General features: G+C 47.6%; 18 protein-coding genes. All 18 read left to right on the forward strand.

The annotated features are described in order from the left end of the window. Window positions 1–72: 72 nt before the first annotated feature. The 18 genes from NQ502_RS18745 (at window position 73) to NQ502_RS18830 (ending at window position 19461) form a co-directional block, all read left to right on the forward strand. Entirely contained in the window at window positions 73–1692 is a 1620-nt protein-coding gene (locus NQ502_RS18745) for a response regulator transcription factor (protein ID WP_028527985.1), read from the forward strand. Window positions 1693–1703: 11 nt separating this feature from the next. Continuing rightward, on the forward strand, window positions 1704–2744 hold the full coding sequence (locus NQ502_RS18750) for a sensor histidine kinase (protein WP_028527986.1): 1041 nt from the start codon (window positions 1704–1706) through the stop codon (window positions 2742–2744). Between the two features lie 11 nt (window positions 2745–2755). Beyond that, a complete protein-coding gene (locus tag NQ502_RS18755) occupies window positions 2756–4192 on the forward strand; it encodes an ATP-binding cassette domain-containing protein (protein ID WP_028527987.1) in 1437 nt (478 codons plus the stop codon). Beyond that, window positions 4185–5129, forward strand: coding sequence for an ABC transporter permease (locus NQ502_RS18760; protein WP_044983076.1), 945 nt, complete (start codon window positions 4185–4187; stop codon window positions 5127–5129). Before NQ502_RS18755 ends, NQ502_RS18760 begins: the two co-directional genes overlap by 8 nt. 244 nt (window positions 5130–5373) lie before the next feature. Further along, entirely contained in the window at window positions 5374–6183 is an 810-nt protein-coding gene (locus tag NQ502_RS18765) for a sugar phosphate isomerase/epimerase family protein (protein ID WP_028527988.1), read from the forward strand. Between the two features lie 23 nt (window positions 6184–6206). Then, window positions 6207–7157, forward strand: coding sequence for a sugar phosphate isomerase/epimerase family protein (locus NQ502_RS18770; RefSeq protein WP_028527989.1), 951 nt, complete (start codon window positions 6207–6209; stop codon window positions 7155–7157). Between the two features lie 25 nt (window positions 7158–7182). Next, window positions 7183–8100 (forward strand): sugar phosphate isomerase/epimerase family protein, encoded by a 918-nt coding sequence (locus NQ502_RS18775; protein ID WP_028527990.1) that lies wholly within the window; start codon window positions 7183–7185, stop codon window positions 8098–8100. Beyond that, window positions 8097–8870, forward strand: coding sequence for an N-acyl homoserine lactonase family protein (locus NQ502_RS18780; protein ID WP_049898062.1), 774 nt, complete (start codon window positions 8097–8099; stop codon window positions 8868–8870). The genes NQ502_RS18775 and NQ502_RS18780 overlap by 4 nt, the downstream gene beginning before the upstream one ends. Before the next feature lie 45 nt (window positions 8871–8915). Continuing rightward, window positions 8916–9947 (forward strand): zinc-dependent alcohol dehydrogenase, encoded by a 1032-nt coding sequence (locus NQ502_RS18785; protein WP_049898063.1) that lies wholly within the window; start codon window positions 8916–8918, stop codon window positions 9945–9947. After that, the gene (locus NQ502_RS18790) at window positions 9947–11164 is read left to right on the forward strand and encodes a Tm-1-like ATP-binding domain-containing protein (protein ID WP_044983077.1); all 1218 of its coding nucleotides are present in this window, start codon (window positions 9947–9949) and stop codon (window positions 11162–11164) included. The genes NQ502_RS18785 and NQ502_RS18790 overlap by 1 nt, the downstream gene beginning before the upstream one ends. Before the next feature lie 36 nt (window positions 11165–11200). Continuing rightward, a complete protein-coding gene (locus tag NQ502_RS18795) occupies window positions 11201–12721 on the forward strand; it encodes a sugar ABC transporter ATP-binding protein (protein ID WP_242830244.1) in 1521 nt (506 codons plus the stop codon). A 37-nt stretch (window positions 12722–12758) separates the two neighbouring features. Continuing rightward, on the forward strand, window positions 12759–13727 hold the full coding sequence (locus tag NQ502_RS18800) for an ABC transporter permease (protein WP_044983079.1): 969 nt from the start codon (window positions 12759–12761) through the stop codon (window positions 13725–13727). Between the two features lie 75 nt (window positions 13728–13802). Next, window positions 13803–14801 carry a sugar ABC transporter substrate-binding protein gene (locus NQ502_RS18805; RefSeq protein WP_028527994.1) on the forward strand — a complete coding sequence of 333 codons (999 nt, stop codon included), beginning with the start codon at window positions 13803–13805 and terminating at the stop codon, window positions 14799–14801. Window positions 14802–14912: 111 nt separating this feature from the next. Next, complete coding sequence (locus NQ502_RS18810) at window positions 14913–15551, forward strand: GntR family transcriptional regulator (RefSeq protein WP_028527995.1); 639 nt, start codon at window positions 14913–14915, stop codon at window positions 15549–15551. Between the two features lie 188 nt (window positions 15552–15739). Then, on the forward strand, window positions 15740–16429 hold the full coding sequence (locus NQ502_RS18815; protein ID WP_083963188.1) for a class II aldolase/adducin family protein: 690 nt from the start codon (window positions 15740–15742) through the stop codon (window positions 16427–16429). Further along, a complete protein-coding gene (locus tag NQ502_RS18820) occupies window positions 16359–16895 on the forward strand; it encodes an IS110 family transposase (protein ID WP_049898064.1) in 537 nt (178 codons plus the stop codon). The genes NQ502_RS18815 and NQ502_RS18820 overlap by 71 nt, the downstream gene beginning before the upstream one ends. Window positions 16896–17323: 428 nt before the next feature. Then, on the forward strand, window positions 17324–18589 hold the full coding sequence (locus NQ502_RS18825; protein WP_028527996.1) for a RuBisCO large subunit C-terminal-like domain-containing protein: 1266 nt from the start codon (window positions 17324–17326) through the stop codon (window positions 18587–18589). Further along, entirely contained in the window at window positions 18586–19461 is an 876-nt protein-coding gene (locus tag NQ502_RS18830) for a sugar phosphate isomerase/epimerase family protein (protein WP_028527997.1), read from the forward strand. The genes NQ502_RS18825 and NQ502_RS18830 overlap by 4 nt, the downstream gene beginning before the upstream one ends. Window positions 19462–19470: the final 9 nt, after the last annotated feature.

Here is a 19470-nt window from a genome sequence, read left to right on the forward strand (position 1 = left end):
TTTTCCTTCTGTTTTTTATGAAAATATAGTATAATTGGAACAGTACATGAAATTCATGGGAAGGAAGAAAAAATGAAAGTTTTAATAGCAGACGATGAGATTGGAATCTGCCGGCTGATACAATGTCTTGTAGACTGGGAAGCACTGGGACTTGAAATTTTGAATATTGTACACAACGGATGGGAAGCTCTGAAGGTGATCGAGACGGACAAGCCCGACATCGTAATCACAGATGTCTGCATGCCGGAATATAACGGAATCGATATCATTAAAAGAGTGAAGAGCACGAATTCCGATATGAAATTCATTGTCATCAGCGGATACCGGGAATTTGAATATGCCAGGGATGCCCTGAAGTATGGTGCGGAAGATTATCTTCTGAAGCCGATCAAGAAAGATGAGCTGACCGCTGCGCTGCTGCGTATCATTGACGCCGAGGATCAGAAACGTCAGACAGTACAGGAGCAGACGAGGTTGAAACAGTATGTGGAGACAACCGCTATCAAGCTGCGCGAGGAATTTGTGAATCACCTTCTTTTTCAGTCTGCGGATCCTTCACATCTTACTTTGACGTACTGCAGTGAAAAACTGCATCGTGATTTTGTCAAAAAATATTTTATATGTATCGCGATGAAGGCCGATCTTCCCGAGGAACGTTTTTCATTTGAAGAAGTAAAGGATTTCTTTCAGAAAAAAGCGGGAGTTACACTGGAAAATAATCTGAAAGAGGATCAGTATGTGTGCTGCTTTGGGCTGTATGAGGATATCCTGCTGGCGGTTATCAATTTTGATGATTCCGGGAGAGAAGAAATCAACGAGCATTTCAGGACGGTGATCTTTGAGCTGCGCGAAATGATCAAAATACCGACATCTCTCTGTCATATTTCGATCGGTAAGGGAAATGTGACGGATACACTCAAAGAACTGCCGGTCTCCATGCATCAGGCTTACTATGCGCTGATGGAACGGATATTAAAGGAGACGGACAGCGGGATCTATGAATGCCCGGAGAAACTGACGGATGAAAACCGAAGTCATTTCGTCAACTATACATTTCAGAAAGTCCTGTTTCAGGCTCTTGAAAATACCGATTACGACGGAGCCTGCTCCCTGCTTGAGGGTGTCATGATGAAGCTGAAAGCTGAAGAGGACCTGACAGGATATAAAATTCTGGAAACTTTTCGTGAGGTCTACACCATCGTCTTCACGGGAATGAATGCGAAATTTTCAAAGGATGAGATCGAGGAGTGGAAAGCAAAAGTAAATGAATGCCTGCACAACAGCTGCCGCATGGAGCAGATGTCAAATGACCTGCGGCAGTTTCTCGAACAGGTATTTGCCAGGCTGAAAGAAAAGCAGGAGAGTATCAGCCGCAAACCGATCCGTGAGGCGAGAGAATACATTGCCAGACATTTCAAGGAAGACATCGATCTGGAACAGGTGAGCTGCATCGTCGGGTTTAATTCATCTTACTTTTCGAGACTCTTTAAAAAGGAAACCGGTAAAAATTTCGTGGAATATCTGACGGAGCTGCGGATGCTGGAAGCACAGCAGCTGTTGTCGGAGACAGATAAATCCATCGCGGAGATCGCGGAAGAAGTCGGGTACACCGATGACAAATATTTTTCAAGAGCATTTAAGAAATACAGCGGACTGAAGCCGAAAGACTATCGCAAACTATATATTATGTAGCAGGAGTTTATATGGATCGTAACGATACGGGGTCTTCCCTGAAAAAGCGGATTAAGATATGTGCAGCCCTGCTTGCGGCGCTTGCCCTTCTGATAACAATTTATAATATGTTTCTTTTAAATGAGTTAAAAGAAAACAATAAAGCGGCATTTGACAGCGGCAGGATGACGGGGATGATACTGCTGCTCCTTGTCCTGGGGTTTCTGATTTTTACTTATAATTATCTCGTGATACCTTATCTGAAATCCCGGAGAGTTCTGGATAATTTCAACAAAGGCATTGTGTTTGAGGATGTATTTGCGCTTCCTTATCCGTTTACTCCGGAACTGGAAATCGCCCTTGCCAAGCTTGAGGCGCTGCTTGATAAGAAAGAATCTCTGAAGCTTTCTGTTGAGCAGTCAAAATACCTGGCGCTTCAGAACCAGATCAACCCGCATTTTCTTTATAATACGCTGGATGCCATAAGGGGAGACGTTCTGATGGCAGGACTTCACAACATCTCGGATACGATAGAGGCATTGTCAACCTATTTTGCTTATTCCATCTCCAATTTGGAGCAGTTCGCCACACTGTCGGAAGAACTGCGCAATGTGCAGGCTTATATTACCGTACAGAAATATCGTTTCGGAGAGGCCCTGCAGTTTTCCGTTATTTATGAGGAAGACCGGGAACAGCTCCAGGATTTGTACATTCCGCGTATGGTACTGCAGCCCATTGTTGAAAACGCAATCTACCACGGACTGGAGATACGCAACAAACGAGGAAGCATTCAGCTGCGTATCCAGATGACGAGAAAAACCTTGATCATCGACATTGTCGACGATGGCGTCGGCATGTCACAGAAAGCGGTGGAAGTGCTGAATCTGAAGCTGACACATGCGGAAGCGGGTCTGGGAAATGCGGAGCAGAAGAAAAAGGGCATTGCACTCGTCAACGTCAACAGCAGGATCAAACTTTTGTTCGGTCATGAATTCGGAATGTATGTTTACAGTAATGAGGGTGTTGGCACAGACGTCAAGCTGACACTCCCTATCGTAAATGAACCAAAATAGCAGGAGAGCTTATGCAGGAAGAATTACTGAAAATCGAAAACGGTATGAAAAATGTAGATGGGTATGACATTCTCGCGGGTGTTCAGATCCAGGTATTTAAAAATAAGACCTGCGGAATCATGTCCGGTGAGCAGCAGGAGCTGGAGCTGCTCTGGGAGATTCTGCAGGGGAAACAAAGACTGGATTACGGAACCTTTTATATCAATGAGCGGAAGGTATGCGAGGAGGATGCACCGGAGGTTCTCAGAGAAAATGTAACCGTGATCGACGGCAGTTCTCATCTGATCAGCAGCCTGTCGCTGGCAGAAAATCTGTTTGTCATCTCAAGGGACTATAAAGAACGGTTCCTGGACCTGGAAAAGCTTGAAAAAAAGCTGGAGATTCTGTTCGATATGTTTCACATAAACATCGATATTCACACGTCCGTCTCGCGGTTGAGCCACATGGAACAGTTTAAGATTGAGCTTCTGAAGGCTTATACGATGGGGATGAAGCTGGTGCTTGTTGATATTCGAAGCAACAGTCTGCTGCCGGAAGAAGTGGACGAGCTGTTTGAGCTGATCACCAAAATGAAAGAGCGCAATATCACATTTATCGTATGGAATCCGGTCCTCGAACAGACACTTCACTTTTCGGATCAGCTGCTGATCATAAAGAATGGCAGGACGGCGCGCATTTTTGGACAGTCTGAATTTGACGAAAATTCCATCACCAGAATACTGCTGGGAAATCCGGAAAAATCACTTCGTTTCGGGCAGCTGTCACAGCGCAGCCAGCTGGCATTTCGAATGGAACATGTCTCCGAGAATTATCTGTTTCGTGCCAGTTTTGACATTTACAGCGGTGAGATCGTCTGCATTCACTGTGATGAGGAAGAGGGACTATCGCATTTTTACAAGGTCATGAGCGGCGAAACGCAGGTGAGAAATGGGAAGATGACAATCGGTTCCAGAAATTTCGCGCCGAAGTGCCTGGAAGATGCAATAGAACATGGAGTTGGGTTCATTGAGAATATTTCCTATACACAGACACTGTTTTATCAGATGACGGTACTGGAAAATGTCTGTATTGTCAAAGGCAACTATCTCAAGGCAATCTGGTGGAAGCGAAGATACAGGGACAGCATACGCAATACGATAAATTCTGTTTTCGGAAAAGATATCTGCGATAAACGATTAGGTGAACTGACGGAAATGGAGCTGCAGAAAGTACTTTTTTGCCGTTTCATGATCTTTCATCCGAAACTGCTGGTACTGGTCAACCCGTTTATCGGCGGATGTATCAATATGAATGAGGAGTCTCTGAAGAATATTCAGATGACCGCCGACCGCGGGATTTCGGTTCTGATCCTTACCGGGAGCAGAATGAAGATGCCGCAGCTGCACGGACGGCATCTGATTCTCACAAAAGCAGGCGTGTTAATGGAAAGGATACAACGTTATGAATAGCAAGAGGGAGAGTCAATATTTTTTTTACAGCAGTCTTTGGATTCTGGCCATACTGATCGTATGCGGAGCTATTTTCTGTCCCGGTTTCCTGAGCGGATTTAATGCGACGAGTATCCTGCGGCAGATCTCCTATATTACACTGATGGCATACGGCGCGACAGTCATCATCATGCTCGGTCATATCAATGTTGCCTACGGGTCCGAAATGGCTCTGATCGGATGCGTCTCCTGTGAAGTTATGGTCGTGACTGGAAATATTGTGCTGGCAATCCTTGCGGCTCTGCTTCTGGGAGCTCTGATCGGGATGTTTATCGCCTTTATTGTCAACAGATTCGGAATTCCCTCCTTCATTGTAACACTGATCGTCAGCATGATCTCGAGAGGAGCGGCTATGGTCTTCACAAACAGCGCTCCGATCACAAACCTCGGGAAATATACCGTGATAGGGCAGGGGATGGTAGGAAAGATCCCGGTTCCGGTTTTTATCATGGTGATGGGATTTTTTATCATCTGGGCAATCGTAAACAAGACCGGATTCGGAAGACAGGTCGTTGCCGTGGGTGAAAATGTGAAAGCATCCAGGGCATCCGGTATCCGTGTCAAACATGTCATCATGAAAACCTACATTCTGGATGGTGTTTTCACGGCGGTCGCAGCTGTCGTCTTTATGGCGCGCATGAATTCCGGTATTCCGGCCTCCGGGGAGTCGAGTGAATTCGATGTAATTACCGCGGTTGTGCTGGGTGGAACCTCTCTGACGGGCGGCACAGGAAATGTGATCGGTACGGTCATCGGTGCAATGATCGTCGGGATGATCAACAACATGCTGAATCTGTGGGGAATCAATTATAACTGGCAGAGCATCATTAAGGGAATTTTTATCATGCTGGTCATCATCATTGATTACTCGGTCAAGAAACAAAACTGGAAGCAATAACATATGCTGCAGCAAACAAAACAGCGGTGTGTCCCAACAAGGGGCATACCGCTGTTTTGCTGTCAGCATATCGTTATTCAGGCATAATGTATTGAAATAACAGCAGTTTGACTAATTTTTACTGATTAATTATGGTGATAGTTACAAAAATGCGAATGGTACCGATATTGTGATTGCCTAATCATATTTTCTGTGATATATTACAAATATAGTACAGATATAGCAGAGAGAAAGGAGAACAATATTGAAGCCAGCGTTAAATGGTGCGACAAGCATGAAACACTCACTGGAACTTGAGATTGCAGCTGCAGCGGAGGCGGGATTTGAAGGCTTAGAACTCTGGTGGGATAAGGTTGTGAATTACCTGAAAACAAACAGCGCAGATGACTTGTCGAAGCTTCTTAAAGAAAATAAGGTAAAAGCGATTGGCATCTGTCCATTTGCATTCTCGCCGTACCGGGATACCGAGCAGTGCCGGAAGGAGATCCAACAGGGACTCGAAATCGCTGCCGAGATCGGATGCAAGATGCTGACGATCTGCGGTTACGGGCGCCCGATCCAGATTAGCAAAGAACAGGCTTCCCGCAAATATGCGGAGGAACTGAAATTATTGTCAGAAATGGCTGAGAAATATGGCGTGAACCTTGCCATTGAACCGGTAAGCGGAAATACGGTCTTTCAAAATCCGCTCGACACGCTCCGGGTGATCGAACTGGCAGGCAATCCAAAAAACCTTGGCACCCTGGTTGATACCTTCCATTATTCCCGCGTGGGCGTCGATATGGATACCGTCTGTAACATACCGCTAGAAAAGCTGTATATCGTCCATATCAACGACAGCATAGAGGGAGAAGGTGAGGGACTTACAGATGCAGACCGTCTATATCCGACGGAGGGTATTCTCGATCTGAGCGCATATATGAATGTGCTGCGGGAAATCGGATATGACGGATATCTGTCGGTTGAAGTATTCAACCGGGACTACTGGGAGGAAGATGTCAAAACCATCTGTTCCAGGGCGAAGGCGGGATATGACGAAATGGTAAAACTATAATCATTAACTTAGGAGGAAACAAAATGTTTTTAGGAGGAACCACATGGGCATTTAGATGGATACCGCCGTATGAAAGCGCTATCGATCAGATATCAGAACTTGGCTTTAAGGGAGTGGAGCTTACCATATGGAGTGATGAAGCCATGCAGTATTACAGTGATAGTAAGGTAACGGAATTGAAACAACGGATTGCTGATAAGGGGATGATGCTCACAGGAATCTTTCTGGGGATGAGCGGGACAGCATCCGCACAGCCGGAAAATCGTGAGCTGTTTATCGAACAATTCAAGCAGGCTGTTGATATTGGCAACCGGCTTGGTTCACCCAAGATGATTATCTGCGGACCCACACCATTTGAGATGCAGTTTCCCAAAGAAATGGGGCGTCCAAACATGGAAACTTTCGAACTGGATGTTCCGACTGGCATGGATTTCAATCAAAACTATTCGGACTTTATAGCAAGCATCCGCAAAGTCGCCGATGTATGTGAGACGATGGATCACCGCCTTGCATTTGAACCTCATCCGCATCGCTATATGAAGAATGCCGATTCAATGCTGCGCATCTTAGAGCATGTAGGCTCGGATCGGGTTGGTATGAATATTGATCCCAGCCATCTTTACCCGATGGGAGAAATGCCGGATCAGGTCGTACACCGTATGCGCGGTCACATCTTTGGGGTTCATGTATCAGACAACGACGGATTAACAAACGCACATTGGCGCCCGGGGAAGGGGAAAATAGACTGGAACGCATTTTTCCGGGCATTAAAAGCGGTTGGATATGATGAAAATATTACGATCGAGCTGGAAGACGTACCTGGTGCTGCAGGCCTGCCATCCAGTCCGGCTGAACCGGTTGATCCGCTTGCTAAAAACCCGGATTCCGACCCGGTTTTGATCGCCCGTGAATATAATCTCAGTGCAGAGTATTTACGGCAGGTTTGTAAAGAAGAAGGAATTACACTTTTATAAGAAGAGGAAAACAGGAGGAAATATTATGGTTTATTCTGCAGCAGCATGGGCATTTGATTGGGAGCCGCCTTGCGTGGACGCGATAAATGCAATTGCCGGACTTGGTTTTCAGGGCGTCGAATTACGGATCCAGGGGCGTGAAGAGCTGAAATATTATAACGATGAAACAAACAAATCGCTTCGCGCGTTGATGGACAGCAAGGATCTGAGACTGACGAATTTGAATTTTACACCGGAGGGCGCTTCAAGCCCGATTGCGGAAGAACGTGCATTGGCAGTTAAGGATTTTGAGACGGTGATCACGGCTGCCACACAGTTGGGAACTCAGTTAATTACGTTAGGGCCGTCCTATCCAGGTGAGATGACTTGTGTTGACGAGCATTATCGTCCCAGCATGCAGGTGTGGAACATGGATATTCCGGATGGGCTTGATCTGGTAAAAAACTATGAAGAGTATTTGGATACGGTGAAGAGTTTTGCCAGTCTCTGCAGGGAACATGGCCTGAAACTGGCAATTGAAACTGTGCCCTATGCCTGGGCACGCAACACTGATGCGGTGCTGAGGCTGCTTGAACAGCCGGGATTGGAGGATGTAGGGGTTACCTATGATGTTGCGAATATTTCAATGATCGGAGAAGTGGCAGAGATATTTGTATATCGGGTGAACAGCCGCATATACAATGTGCAGATGGCGGACAATCACGGCGCCAACAACGTACACTGGCGTCCCGGAAAAGGCAAGAATGATTTCAATGCAATCGTGTGTGCGCTTCATGATGTTGGTTACGAAGGTCCGGTTTGTCTGGAATTATCAGATGCCGAAGGAGCGGGGCGCAGTCCGCGGGGATTATATAATCCGCATGGAGATTACGAAAAATTATGCCGCAGCCACAGACTGGCAGTTGCTGAACTGGAACGCATTTATTGCGAGGAGGGACTATGAACTATCGCATCCGTCTGCTGAACACCGGTCACCAGTACCTGGACAAAGGGGACTACGCGACTTTTCGCAGCGGTCACGGGACCGTTTTGGACATGCCGGTGTTTGCTTTTTTGATCGAAGGAAATGGAAAGAAATATCTGGTTGATACCGGGATGGCTGATACCGAGAGATCTGTAAAATACCATCATGACGGGCTCCAGGAAGAGGGCAGTGCAATCCATGAACAACTGAAAAAAATCGGGGTTTCAACCGATGAAATCGATGCCATCCTGTTTACACATCTGCATTGGGATCACTGCTCTAATCTGGAAAAGTTTCCGGATGCCGAACTGTATGTCAGCCGTAAAGAGTATGAATTTGCGGTCAACCCGCTGCCCTTTTACTGGGCATCCTACGAGTTTCCGCCGGCAACCGGCCTGACCCCTCCTTTTGCAGGAAGAAAGTTCCATTTGATTGACGGGGAAACTGAGGTGTTTCAAGGGATTTCGATGATTCCGACGCCAGGACATTCTCCTGGGCATATGGCTGTCTCTGTCCAGACGGAGGCCGGTGTATATTACATCGTAGGAGATCTGATGTTTCTGCGGGATAATATGAATCCGGAGCCGCAAAAAGGCTGGCCGATCACGCCGCCTGGACGCTTCTGCAATATGCTGGATTTATGGAAGAGCATAGAGACAATTGTTGAGCGGGCAGAACAGACAGACTTTGTACTAATGACACATGACCCATTTCATCTGGGCAAGGAGATCCTGCCTCCCGGCAGATGAAGCCAGAGGAGGTTTCCATACTTATTTCATGAATTGGAGGTATATATGAAGGGACTCGTAATGAATGCTGATCGCAGGATTGCATACATCGATCAGCCTGAACCAATATTGAAACCCGGTCACGTGATACTCGACATTGCCGGGTGCGGGATCTGCGGATCTGATATGCACGTATACCGCGGCTCTGAAAGCTCATGGCATTTCCCTGTATTGTTTGGCCATGAATTCGCGGGTACGATTGCCGCTGTGGCAGAAGATGTAACCGGTTTTGCAGTCGGTGATATCGTCACGGTAGAGCCGATGACATATTGCGGAACCTGTGAGATGTGCAAAAAGAAACGATATAATCTCTGCCCGAACGCGATGATGTACGGCGCAGAACTTCCGGGAGGTTTCGCAAAACAGATAGCGGTTGATTACCGATACCTGATCAAGGCCCCGCAGGGCGTAACTGCAATGCAGGCAGTTGTCGCGGAGCCGTTGGCAACCGTCATTCATGGTTTCAACCGCCTGAAGCAGCAGGAATACGACAATGTCGTGATCTTTGGCGCGGGGGCAATCGGTCTACTGGCGGCATCTGTCGCACTCACCAGAGCCAGACATGTTGCTGTCATTGACGTAGTGCCCTCGCGGCTGGAAACCGCTTCAGCGATCGGCGTAGCACTGACGGTCAATTCAAAAGAGGAGGACGTAGCAGATGCAGTCATGAAGATGACAGCAGGGAAAAAAGCTGATCTGTGCATTGACTGTGCCGGGATATCGATGGTGCGCGATCAGTGCTTCAGACTGATCAGTCCCGGAGGCGAACTGTTGTTTATTGCCATGGGACATGATATTACAGAAGTTAATTTCCGGCAGCTTGTAAGCAGGGAGCTGACTGCTTACGGGTGTCAGTGTCATTACATGTCCGATTTTGAAGAAGCTTTAAGAGCGCTGAAGGACGGCATCATTCCATACGAGAAGATCGTTACGGCGTACAGCCTGGAAGAAGGCGTTGCGGTATTTGAGAAAATAAAAAAGGGTGAAGAGATGGGGATTAAAGTGGTTTTGGTTCCCGAACCGGAGGAGGTGACCTGATGAAACAGATTGTCATTCCAGCAACCCTTGATACGAAGGGGGAAGAGGTTCAGTATCTGAAAGAGCTGATCGAGGAAAACGGCTGTTCGGCTACTGTGATCGACTGCAGTCTGCGTACCTGCGGCGGACGTAATGCGGATATACAAGTGGAGGAGCTGCTGGCGGGAATCGGAGTCGCCTGTGATGATTTCACGCAATTCGATAAGGAACAGGCGATCCAGATCATGCAGCGTGCCCTAAACAGCAAGCTTGCGAAACTGCTGAACAGTGAAAAGATTGACGGCGTTATCTCGTTAGGCGGCGTGCAGGGGACGGTGATCGCAACAGCGGCAATGCAGAAGCTTCCGGTAGGATTACCCAAATTCATGGTTTCCACAGTGGCAAACGGCAATACTACATTCGGACCCTTCGTCGGGGTATCCGATATGGCCATCATGCACTCGGTCGTTGATATCGGGGGACTGAATTATGTGCTGCGTAAAATACTACAGGAAGCGGCCGGGGCGATCTGCGGAATGGCAAAGTCGCGTACGGACGTCAAATGTTCGAAAAAAGCAGTCGGGATTACAATGGCGGGAGTCACGACTCCCTGTGTAACACATCTGACCGGACTTTTAAAAAAGCAGGGGTATGAGACATTGATTTTTCACTGTAACGGAGTCGGCGCACATGTGATGGAAAATCTTGTGGCATCGGGTGATATTTCGGCGGTGATAGATATTTCCCCGCATGATATTACAGACGGCTTGACAGGAGGGCTGATGCCCAATTATCCGGAGCGTCTGATGCCGGTTGCAGATACAGATATTCCACTCATTTTTGTACCCGGCGGTATGGACTTTACTTTATATAACGGAACAAATCGGATACCGGAAGAGAAGAAGAGCCGGCATTACTACAAGCATAACGAGATTCACACTCATGTCCGTGCCGATTATGATGAGATGAAAGCCGCCGGAACCTTTGTCGCCAACCGCCTCGCAGATTCGCATCACGCTGTAGTGGTAATACCGCTTCGCGGGTACAGTCAAAAGAATTGCGAGGGGCAGACGATCTATGATCCGGCTGCTGACCGGGGCTTTGCGGATGCGGTTCGCCTGGGCGGACTGGATGTGCGTGAGGTAGATGCACATATTAATGATGAGTTTTTCGCGGAACAGATCATGCAGGTGTTTGTCGAGATAACAGGGCAATCGCAGGTGGAAGAAGTCAGCTGATTCACGGATACGGAACAGCCAAAAAGGAGGTCGATTGTGTTGACAGGTAATACACAGCAGCCAATTCTGTTGCTGCGCGGCATACGAAAGTCTTTTGCTGATGTAGAAGTATTACACGGCGTGGATTTTGAAGTTCTGCCAGGTGAAGTGCATGCTCTGATGGGCGAAAACGGTGCGGGAAAATCTACACTGGCAAAAATTATTTCGGGTGTTTACACGAAAGATGCGGGTGAATACCTGATCGATGGAGAACCGGTTGAATTTAAGAGTACACAGGATGCGATTGCACACAAGATTTCTATTATGCATCAGGAATTCAATCTGATCCCTGCATTTAATGTGGCGGACAATATTTATTTGAGCAATGAACCGATGAAAAGTGGTTTCGTTGACAAGCAGGAGCTAATGAAAAATGCGCAGAAACTGGCGGAACAGGTAAGGCTTACGATTCCGCTTAACCGCCTGATCCGTGATCTGACGGTTGCACAGCAGCAGCTGGTCGAAATTGCCAAATGTCTGTCTGTTCAGAGCCGGGTCGTCATTATGGATGAACCGACTGCGCCATTATCAGTGAATGAAACAGAGAAACTGTTTTCACTCATTGAGGAGCTGAAAGCACAGGGAATCGCAATTATCTATATATCACACAGGATGGATGAAATCTTCCGCATATCAGACCGCGTCACGGTGCTCAGGGACGGGGAACTGGTAGGAATATTCCAGACCAGGGATTTGACCAAGGACTCGTTGATCCAGCATATGGTCGGACGTGATTTGTCCAATATGTATACCCATACATTAAATACGGTCACCGATGAAGTCATGCTTGAGGTCAGAGGGTTAAACTGTCAGTCAAAAAGACTGAAGGATATATCTTTCCAGCTGCGGCGCGGTGAGATTCTGGGGTTTGCAGGACTGGTCGGCGCGGGCCGCACGGAACTTATGGAGTGTATTTTCGGATTACAGAAATTCGAAACAGGCGAGATTACAATTAAAGGTAAACGTGTCGGCACCCCTAATATCAGCCAGATGATGGCGATGGGTATGGGATACGTTCCGGAGGACAGGAAACGCAACGGAATCATTACTTCCATGAATGTTCAGGAGAATTTAACTCTGGCAAGCCTGAAGAAATGCCTGACCGGAGGACTGCTTTCACGGAAAAAGGAACTGGACATCACTCAGGATATTGTTAAGAAGCTGAATATACGGTGCGCAAGATTTACACAGAAACTGGTCAATCTGTCAGGCGGTAATCAACAGAAAATATCAGTCGGTAAATGGTTATCCACCGATATGGATATTTTGATCCTGGATGAACCAACGCGCGGTGTTGATGTCGGCGCTAAGGCGGAGATATATAATATTATGAGCGATATCTGTAACAGCGGAATATCCATTATCATGATTTCAAGTGAAATGCCGGAGATTATAGGCATGTGTAACCGTGTTCAGGTCATGTGTGAAGGACGCATAACCGGGGAACTTAAAAAGGAGGAGCTGAATGAATTTGAAATCATGAAATTGGCGGTCGAACGCGAGGTGGTATCATCATGAAAATGCTGTTAGTCATAAGAAATAGGAGGAGGACCTGATGAAGGAAAGATTGTCTAATAAGAAAAGGACTTTTAAAGAGATAAGTTCATTATTCAGCATTGGACCGATATTGAGTTTGATCGTTTTGTGTATTATCGTAAGTTTTCTGTCAGACAAATTTTTTACTGCACTGAACCTTGTGAATGTTATCAAACAGATCACCTGTTATGCGGTGCTTGGGATTGGAATGACGTTTGTCATCATTGGCGGCGGAATCGATATATCAGTGGGATCACAGGTCGGATTGTGGGCAGTTGTCTCCAGTCTGGTCGCGGTGAATACGGGATCAGTTTTTCTGGCAGTTACAGCGATTCTGGTGCTGGGAGCAGCCACCGGTTTTATTCAGGGAAGTATCGTTGCAAGACTGTCGCTGCCGCCGTTCATTGTGACGATGGCGGGACAGATGATCATGCGGGGACTGATCACCGCAATCACCAACGGTCAGCCGATTACCGGGCTGCCGGATGGGCTTCGCTGGTTTGGAATCGGAAAGATCGGTCCCTTATCGGTACCGATTGTGATCAGTATTGTGCTCTTTATCATCGGACATATCGTCTTGACAAAGACACGCAGCGGCCGCTACATTTTCGCATTGGGATCCAATCGTCAGGCGGCAAAGGTAACAGGAATCAATGTTGTCAAATTTCAGATCATCACTTACATGGTAGCCGGCGTATGTGCCGCTGTCGCCAGCCTGATTCTGACTGGCAGGCTGGGCTCCGCACTATCTAACGGAGGACTGAACTATGAAGGTGATGCGATCGCTGCTACCGTGGTCGGAGGTACCTCGATGTCCGGTGGAGAAGGAAATCTTCTGGGGACTTTTATCGGAGCGGCAATCATGGGAGTGATCCGCAATGGATTGAATCTGCTGCAGGTACAGGCAGCCTGGCAGGACATTGTGGTAGGCGGAGTGATTCTATTCGCAGTTATCCTGGATCAGGTACGGCTGCATCGAAAAGAATAGTGCATACAGGTAACGCATGCAAGGCATGAGATATGAAATCAGGAAAATAGTTTACATTGAAAAAGGAGGAACCATATGAAACGAATGAAATTAATCGCTGCGACACTGACATTTTGCCTGCTGATGACGGCCTGCGGTAACAGCAAAACGGATACCGATACCGCCGGCAAAGATACCGCTGATACGCCAGAGGCTGCTACTGAAACCTCAGAACCAGATACAGGCGGGGCCCAAGATGGCTTAAGCCTTGCGTACATTACCCATACGGTGACGAACCAGTACTGGGATTTTGTGGTAAAAGGCTTTGAGGCGCAGTGTAAGGAAGAAGGTGTGGAATTTATCACTTTCGACTCGAATTCAGATGCCGGAACCCAGCTGACTCAGGTGGAAGACTGCATCAGTATGGGGGTTGATGCAGTGCTGCTCTCTCCGCTGGATGATGAATCTGCGGCATCCATGATCCAGATGCTCAAGGAGGCCGGGATCCCGATTTTCATCGTGGATATTGGTTCGAAAGAGGATGTAAACTGTATCACCATTTCTGATAATTACGGGGCGGGCCGTATGCTTGGAGAAGATGCTTTTGAACGTCACGGCGAAGACTTAAAACCTGTCGTTATCTCGACGCCTCCGGGAGTTGCCATCACGGAAGAGCGTAAAAACGGATACACCGATTTCTTTGACGAAAACGGAATTACATACGATACGCTGACTTTAAAGATGAATTATGACCGGGCCGACGTGTTAAAACTGGCAGAAGACTCCATTACCGCATTCCAGGATATGAACGCTGTTTTTACGCCAAATGATGACGCCGCAATGGGTGTGATCGAAGCCTTAAAAAATGCCGGTGTTACCAATGTTGATGTTTACGGATTTGATGCGACCGATGAGGGAATTACGGCTATTGAACAGGGAACGCTGACAGCAACGATCGCTCAGCAGCCCTATATGTTTGGTACGGAAACAGTCAAGGAAGCTTTGAAATGCCTGCGCGGCGAGACTTATTCCGAGCAGCTTGATATGCCTTGTGTTCTGGTGGACAAAGATAACGTGGCGGAGTATTCGAACTAGAAAGCTGAAGTGATAACAAAAGGTTGCGAATCAACTTCCTTTCATGGTAAGATATGGAGAGATATATGTTAAATATATCTAAAATATTTATGCAAGGATAGGGGATTTGTTATGAGAAAAGAAACGTTAGCAGAAAAAGCATACAGATATATCAAGGAATGGATACTCTCCGGTGACGTGGAGTTTGGAGCAATTATCGATCAGCAGGAGCTGGCCGGCCGCTTTGGATTTTCCAGTATCACACCGGTCAGGGAAGCGTTAATTTTGCTGCAGAAAGATAATCTGGTCGATATCATTCCGCGTAAGGGGATTTTTGTTTCGCGGATGTCACTTGAAGAGGTCATAGATAATTTTCAGATCAGAGAGATCATCGAACCTACGGTACTCCAGGAAATCGCGCTTGATATTCCCGGGGAGGTTCTTCAGAAATACCGTGACCTCTATGAGGATTGGTCTGCACATCCGGAAAAGCTCGAGATGAAGAGTTATCTTCAGGCTGACAGCGACTTTCATCTGGCTCTCCTCGCGCCTCTGGGAAACAGCTCGCTTGGCAGGATACTGGAAACGATCTATGTGGAAAATACGCGGTATCGCCTGCTGAGTCTGAAGCAGCGGAATTTCGGAGGCTCCATCAACGAGCATCTTCAAATACTGGATGCACTGGAGGCACGGGATGTTACTCTCGCTGTCACTTCATTGAAGGAGCATATTCAGAAATCCAAGATAGCGCTTCTTATGAACAAGAGCTAATCGATAGAAACTTAATAACCATTCCGCTTTTGTACTGTGTGGTTCCTGTCATATTTGATACTGCCGTTACCATGTTTTAACCTTTCGTATCACTATATAACATATGACAAGAACTCTGGTCAGAAGCAGGGATGGTTTTTTTGTATCCCAAATTACTGAAAAACAGTTGTTTATGAGGTGAAAATCTAGTGTTTGAGAATAAAACAGAGGTTTTAAAAGCATTAACTCTGGCGGCACGGCGTGCCTACGCCAGAGGTATTCAAACCGGAAGCGGCGGGAATTTAAGTGCCCGGATACCAGGCAAGAATCTTATGGTAGTGAAATGCTCAGGCGGATCTCTGGCAGACTGCCGTGAGGACGGCGATGGGTGGATAACGATGGATCTTGATGGGACTGTATCTGATACAGGGGTGCCCACCAGAGAGTGGCAGCTGCATGCTGCGCTGCTCAAAGGGTTGCCCCAGGCCGGAGGGATCGTCCACTGTCACGCGCCGTGGACCATATCGTGGTCAGAAAAAAATGATAAGATACCGCTTGTCACCTGGCACAGCAAACTTAAATGGGGATGTGAAATTCCGGTGCTGGATATACGGGCAGCAGTCGTGCCAAAAGAAGAGCTTCCTGGTATCCTGGCGCTGTTTCGGCAAGAACCCCGGCTGCCGGCAGTGGTGCTCCGAGGGCATGGCCTGGTCGCGATTGGCAGAAATGTGGTGGAAGCAGAACACACCGCTGAGATGATCGAGGAGACGGCACAGATCTGTGTGCTGCAAGGTCTTCTGTATCAGAAGCGGGACAAAAAGCATTCCTATGCAAGCGAAAATCACGGTTGTACAGATAAATCCGTATCATACCCAAAAAGCAAAGGAACTGGACGATAACAGCCAGACAAAATCAGATAAAAAAGATGCCCTGACTATTACAAGGCTGGTGAAAGACGGTCGATATTTTGAAACATATCTTCCACATGATGTTTATGCAGAGCTGCGTGGACTGACAACAACCAGGCATAGCATGAATAAGAGAAAGAAATCAATTGTCAATACGATTACAGCTGTATTAGATGAATATTTTCCGGAGTTTGTAAGTGTGTTCAAACATCCATTCAAAGGGAAAGCGTCTATGCACCTTCTGAAAGTGTGCCCTATTCCTAAATTTATATTGGAATTGGGTGAAGAAGGTGTACTGGAAGAGATCAAAAAAGCAGTTAAAAAGACGGTTGGCAGAAAAAAGGCTGCACAGTTGGTAGAAACTGCAAAGGACAGCATAGGCGTTGATTATGGTGAATATGCGGCACGCTTTAAAATACAACAATTGATGGAAGAATTGGAATTAATAACCTACTGAAAAAGATGCAGGCGTTGGTGGTTGTGAGTAAAAAGGTGCTTACCCTTATATTTACGCTGTCCAAAAAGAAAGCTTATTATGAACCGGAACTTGTCTTTGGAAGTTATAGAAAGAGCCAGCTGCAAGCGGCTTAATAGATTTATAGTGCCGATATAGGTACAGGGATAAGGAGGATCACTCCATCAGCCCAATGAGGCAGTAACTAAGCAAAAGTCTACCCTGTACCTTTATCCATAAAGCAGAATGAAGGAATGTAAGGACATAGATCCAGTGAGAACTGATAGGGTAAGTGTATGGATAAACAAGGCAGATAAACTAACAATTATTATTTATGAATTAATACCTAATATAGGTCTTGATATAAATTACGAAAATATATCGGGAGATATATTGACAAATTTCAAATTTTGAGATAGGAGTGATAACTTATGAGATATGATGAACAGCCGTTTGGGAGGCCGGAAGATATAGGGGAACCTGCGGTCGTTGCCAGTTATGCAGTCAGCGGACCGGATTACGGGGCGATCCTGGAACGTGCGGCGGTGTTTGCGATCGGGCAGACGATCGGAACCTGGGTCAGGGTGCCGGGAATATCGGAAAATATGATCCGCAGCTACCAGGGCAGAGTGATTTCCGTTTTGGATTCCGGGCAGGGAGCAGACGGGCAGTGCAGCACGTTTGTTCTGCGGATTGCATTTCCGGCTGCCAATTTTGGTAACAGCCTGGCGATGCTGATGACTGCACTGGTAGGAAATGATGTATCTACGGCATTGCACGCCCGCTTAATCGATCTGGAGTTTGCCGGCGGTTACAAGCCGGGATACCGCGGTCCAAGGCAGGGAATCGATGACCTGAGAGCGCTGACCGGAATACGCAGCCGTCCCCTGGTATTAAACATGATAAAGCCCTGTGCCGGATTTACACCTGAAGAAGGTGCAAAGCTGTTCGCCCAGGCAGCTATGGGAGGTGTAGATCTGATCAAGGACGATGAGCTGCTGGGCTCTCCGGGCTATAACCGCGTGCTCGACCGTTTTCTTTCTTATGAGGCAGCAGCGGCCGATGTTTACGAAAAGACGGGGCGGCGTCCGGTTTATCTTCCGAACATCACTGATACCCCTTCCCGAATGATGGAACATGCAGAGGCACTTTATCAGGCCGGAGCGAAGGCGTGTCTGGTCAATTTCATCTTCAGCGGTCTGGACGCTCTGAAAGATCTTACGGATCAGTATGGCGATAAGCTGTTCATTATGGGGCATTATGCCGGAGTGGGTGTCATGAACGCGTGGAATAATGGAATTGCAAATTCAGTCATGCTGGGGCTGCTCCCACGGCTGGCGGGCGCTCATGCAGTTATGACGATGGCGCCTTTGCCCGGCAATCCGGCCTCACATTATGATTTCCGGCGGACCGTGCAGGCACAGCGGCTCCCTCTTGGAAAGATTGCACCGCTTGTGACAGCCGTGGGCGGAGGCATTACCCCGATCTCTCAGGAAGCATACCAAAAAGAGCTGGGAAAGAATACCATCATCGGAATCGGAGGGGCCATACAGGGACATCCCCTGGGAGCAACAGCCGGCGCTGAGGCGGCAATGGCGGCCGTGAAGGCGGCAGCGGAACAAATCCCACTTGAGGAGGCGGCACGCGTGTGCAAACCGCTTGCAGCGGCGCTGGAACTTTGGGGGAGAAAAAGTTGAAAACGGGGATATTAACATCAGGGGTAAGCCAGGATTTTGAGCGTGCGCTAAAGCTTGTCCGGGCCGATGGGTTTCGCTATGTCGAGATACAGTATGCCTGGGGAGCGGAGGACGGCAGCCGGTCTGACCAGCAGGAGCGTGAAGTACGGCGGCTGCTGGAGCAGAACCATATCAAATGCACTGCGGTTATGCGCAATATCTTCAGCGGGTTATCCCTGGATGACACGTCGCCTGGCAGCCTTCGCTATCAGAACGAACTGGAGTATTTGCGTGATTCCATCCGCCTTGCCAAGTCATATGGGTGCAGCAAAACCCGCATCAATTCCTTTGACAGGCATCAAGTTGTCTTCGGATACGGAGGGGCTGAGAACCATCTTACAGACGGAAACAGGATCTGGCTAAAATTTTTGCGCCTGATGGAACCGGTTTGCCAGATCGCAGAAGAAGAACAGATTACAATTATGATTGAAACGGGAACAAACGGTTTCCTGCACACAGCTGCCCTGATGCGCAAGGCTCTGGATGAACTCATGTGTGACCGTCTGATGGCGCTGTGGGACCCGGCAAACTGCCTGTATTCGTCGGAGATCCCTTATCCGGACGGATATGAACGGCTGCAGGGTAAAATTGCGGAAATACATATTAAGGATCTTAAGATCTGTAAACAACTGGCATCCATTACCTACTGTCCGGTAGGCCAGGGAATGATGGCGCCATATCTGAAAGATCTGGCGGCAGCTTTGCACCGGGATCGTTTTCAGGGCGGTGTGATTCTCGAAAATCAGGTTATGCCTGCCGGAGGGACTGAGGAAGAGGGTTATCGTCTGAGTGTTCCTGCTTTCCGCAATATATTCATACGTAATACCAAGTAGAAGAGGAGG

The sequence above is a fragment of the Ruminococcus gauvreauii genome (genome assembly GCF_025151995.1).
Lineage (GTDB): Bacteria > Bacillota > Clostridia > Lachnospirales > Lachnospiraceae > Ruminococcus_G > Ruminococcus_G gauvreauii.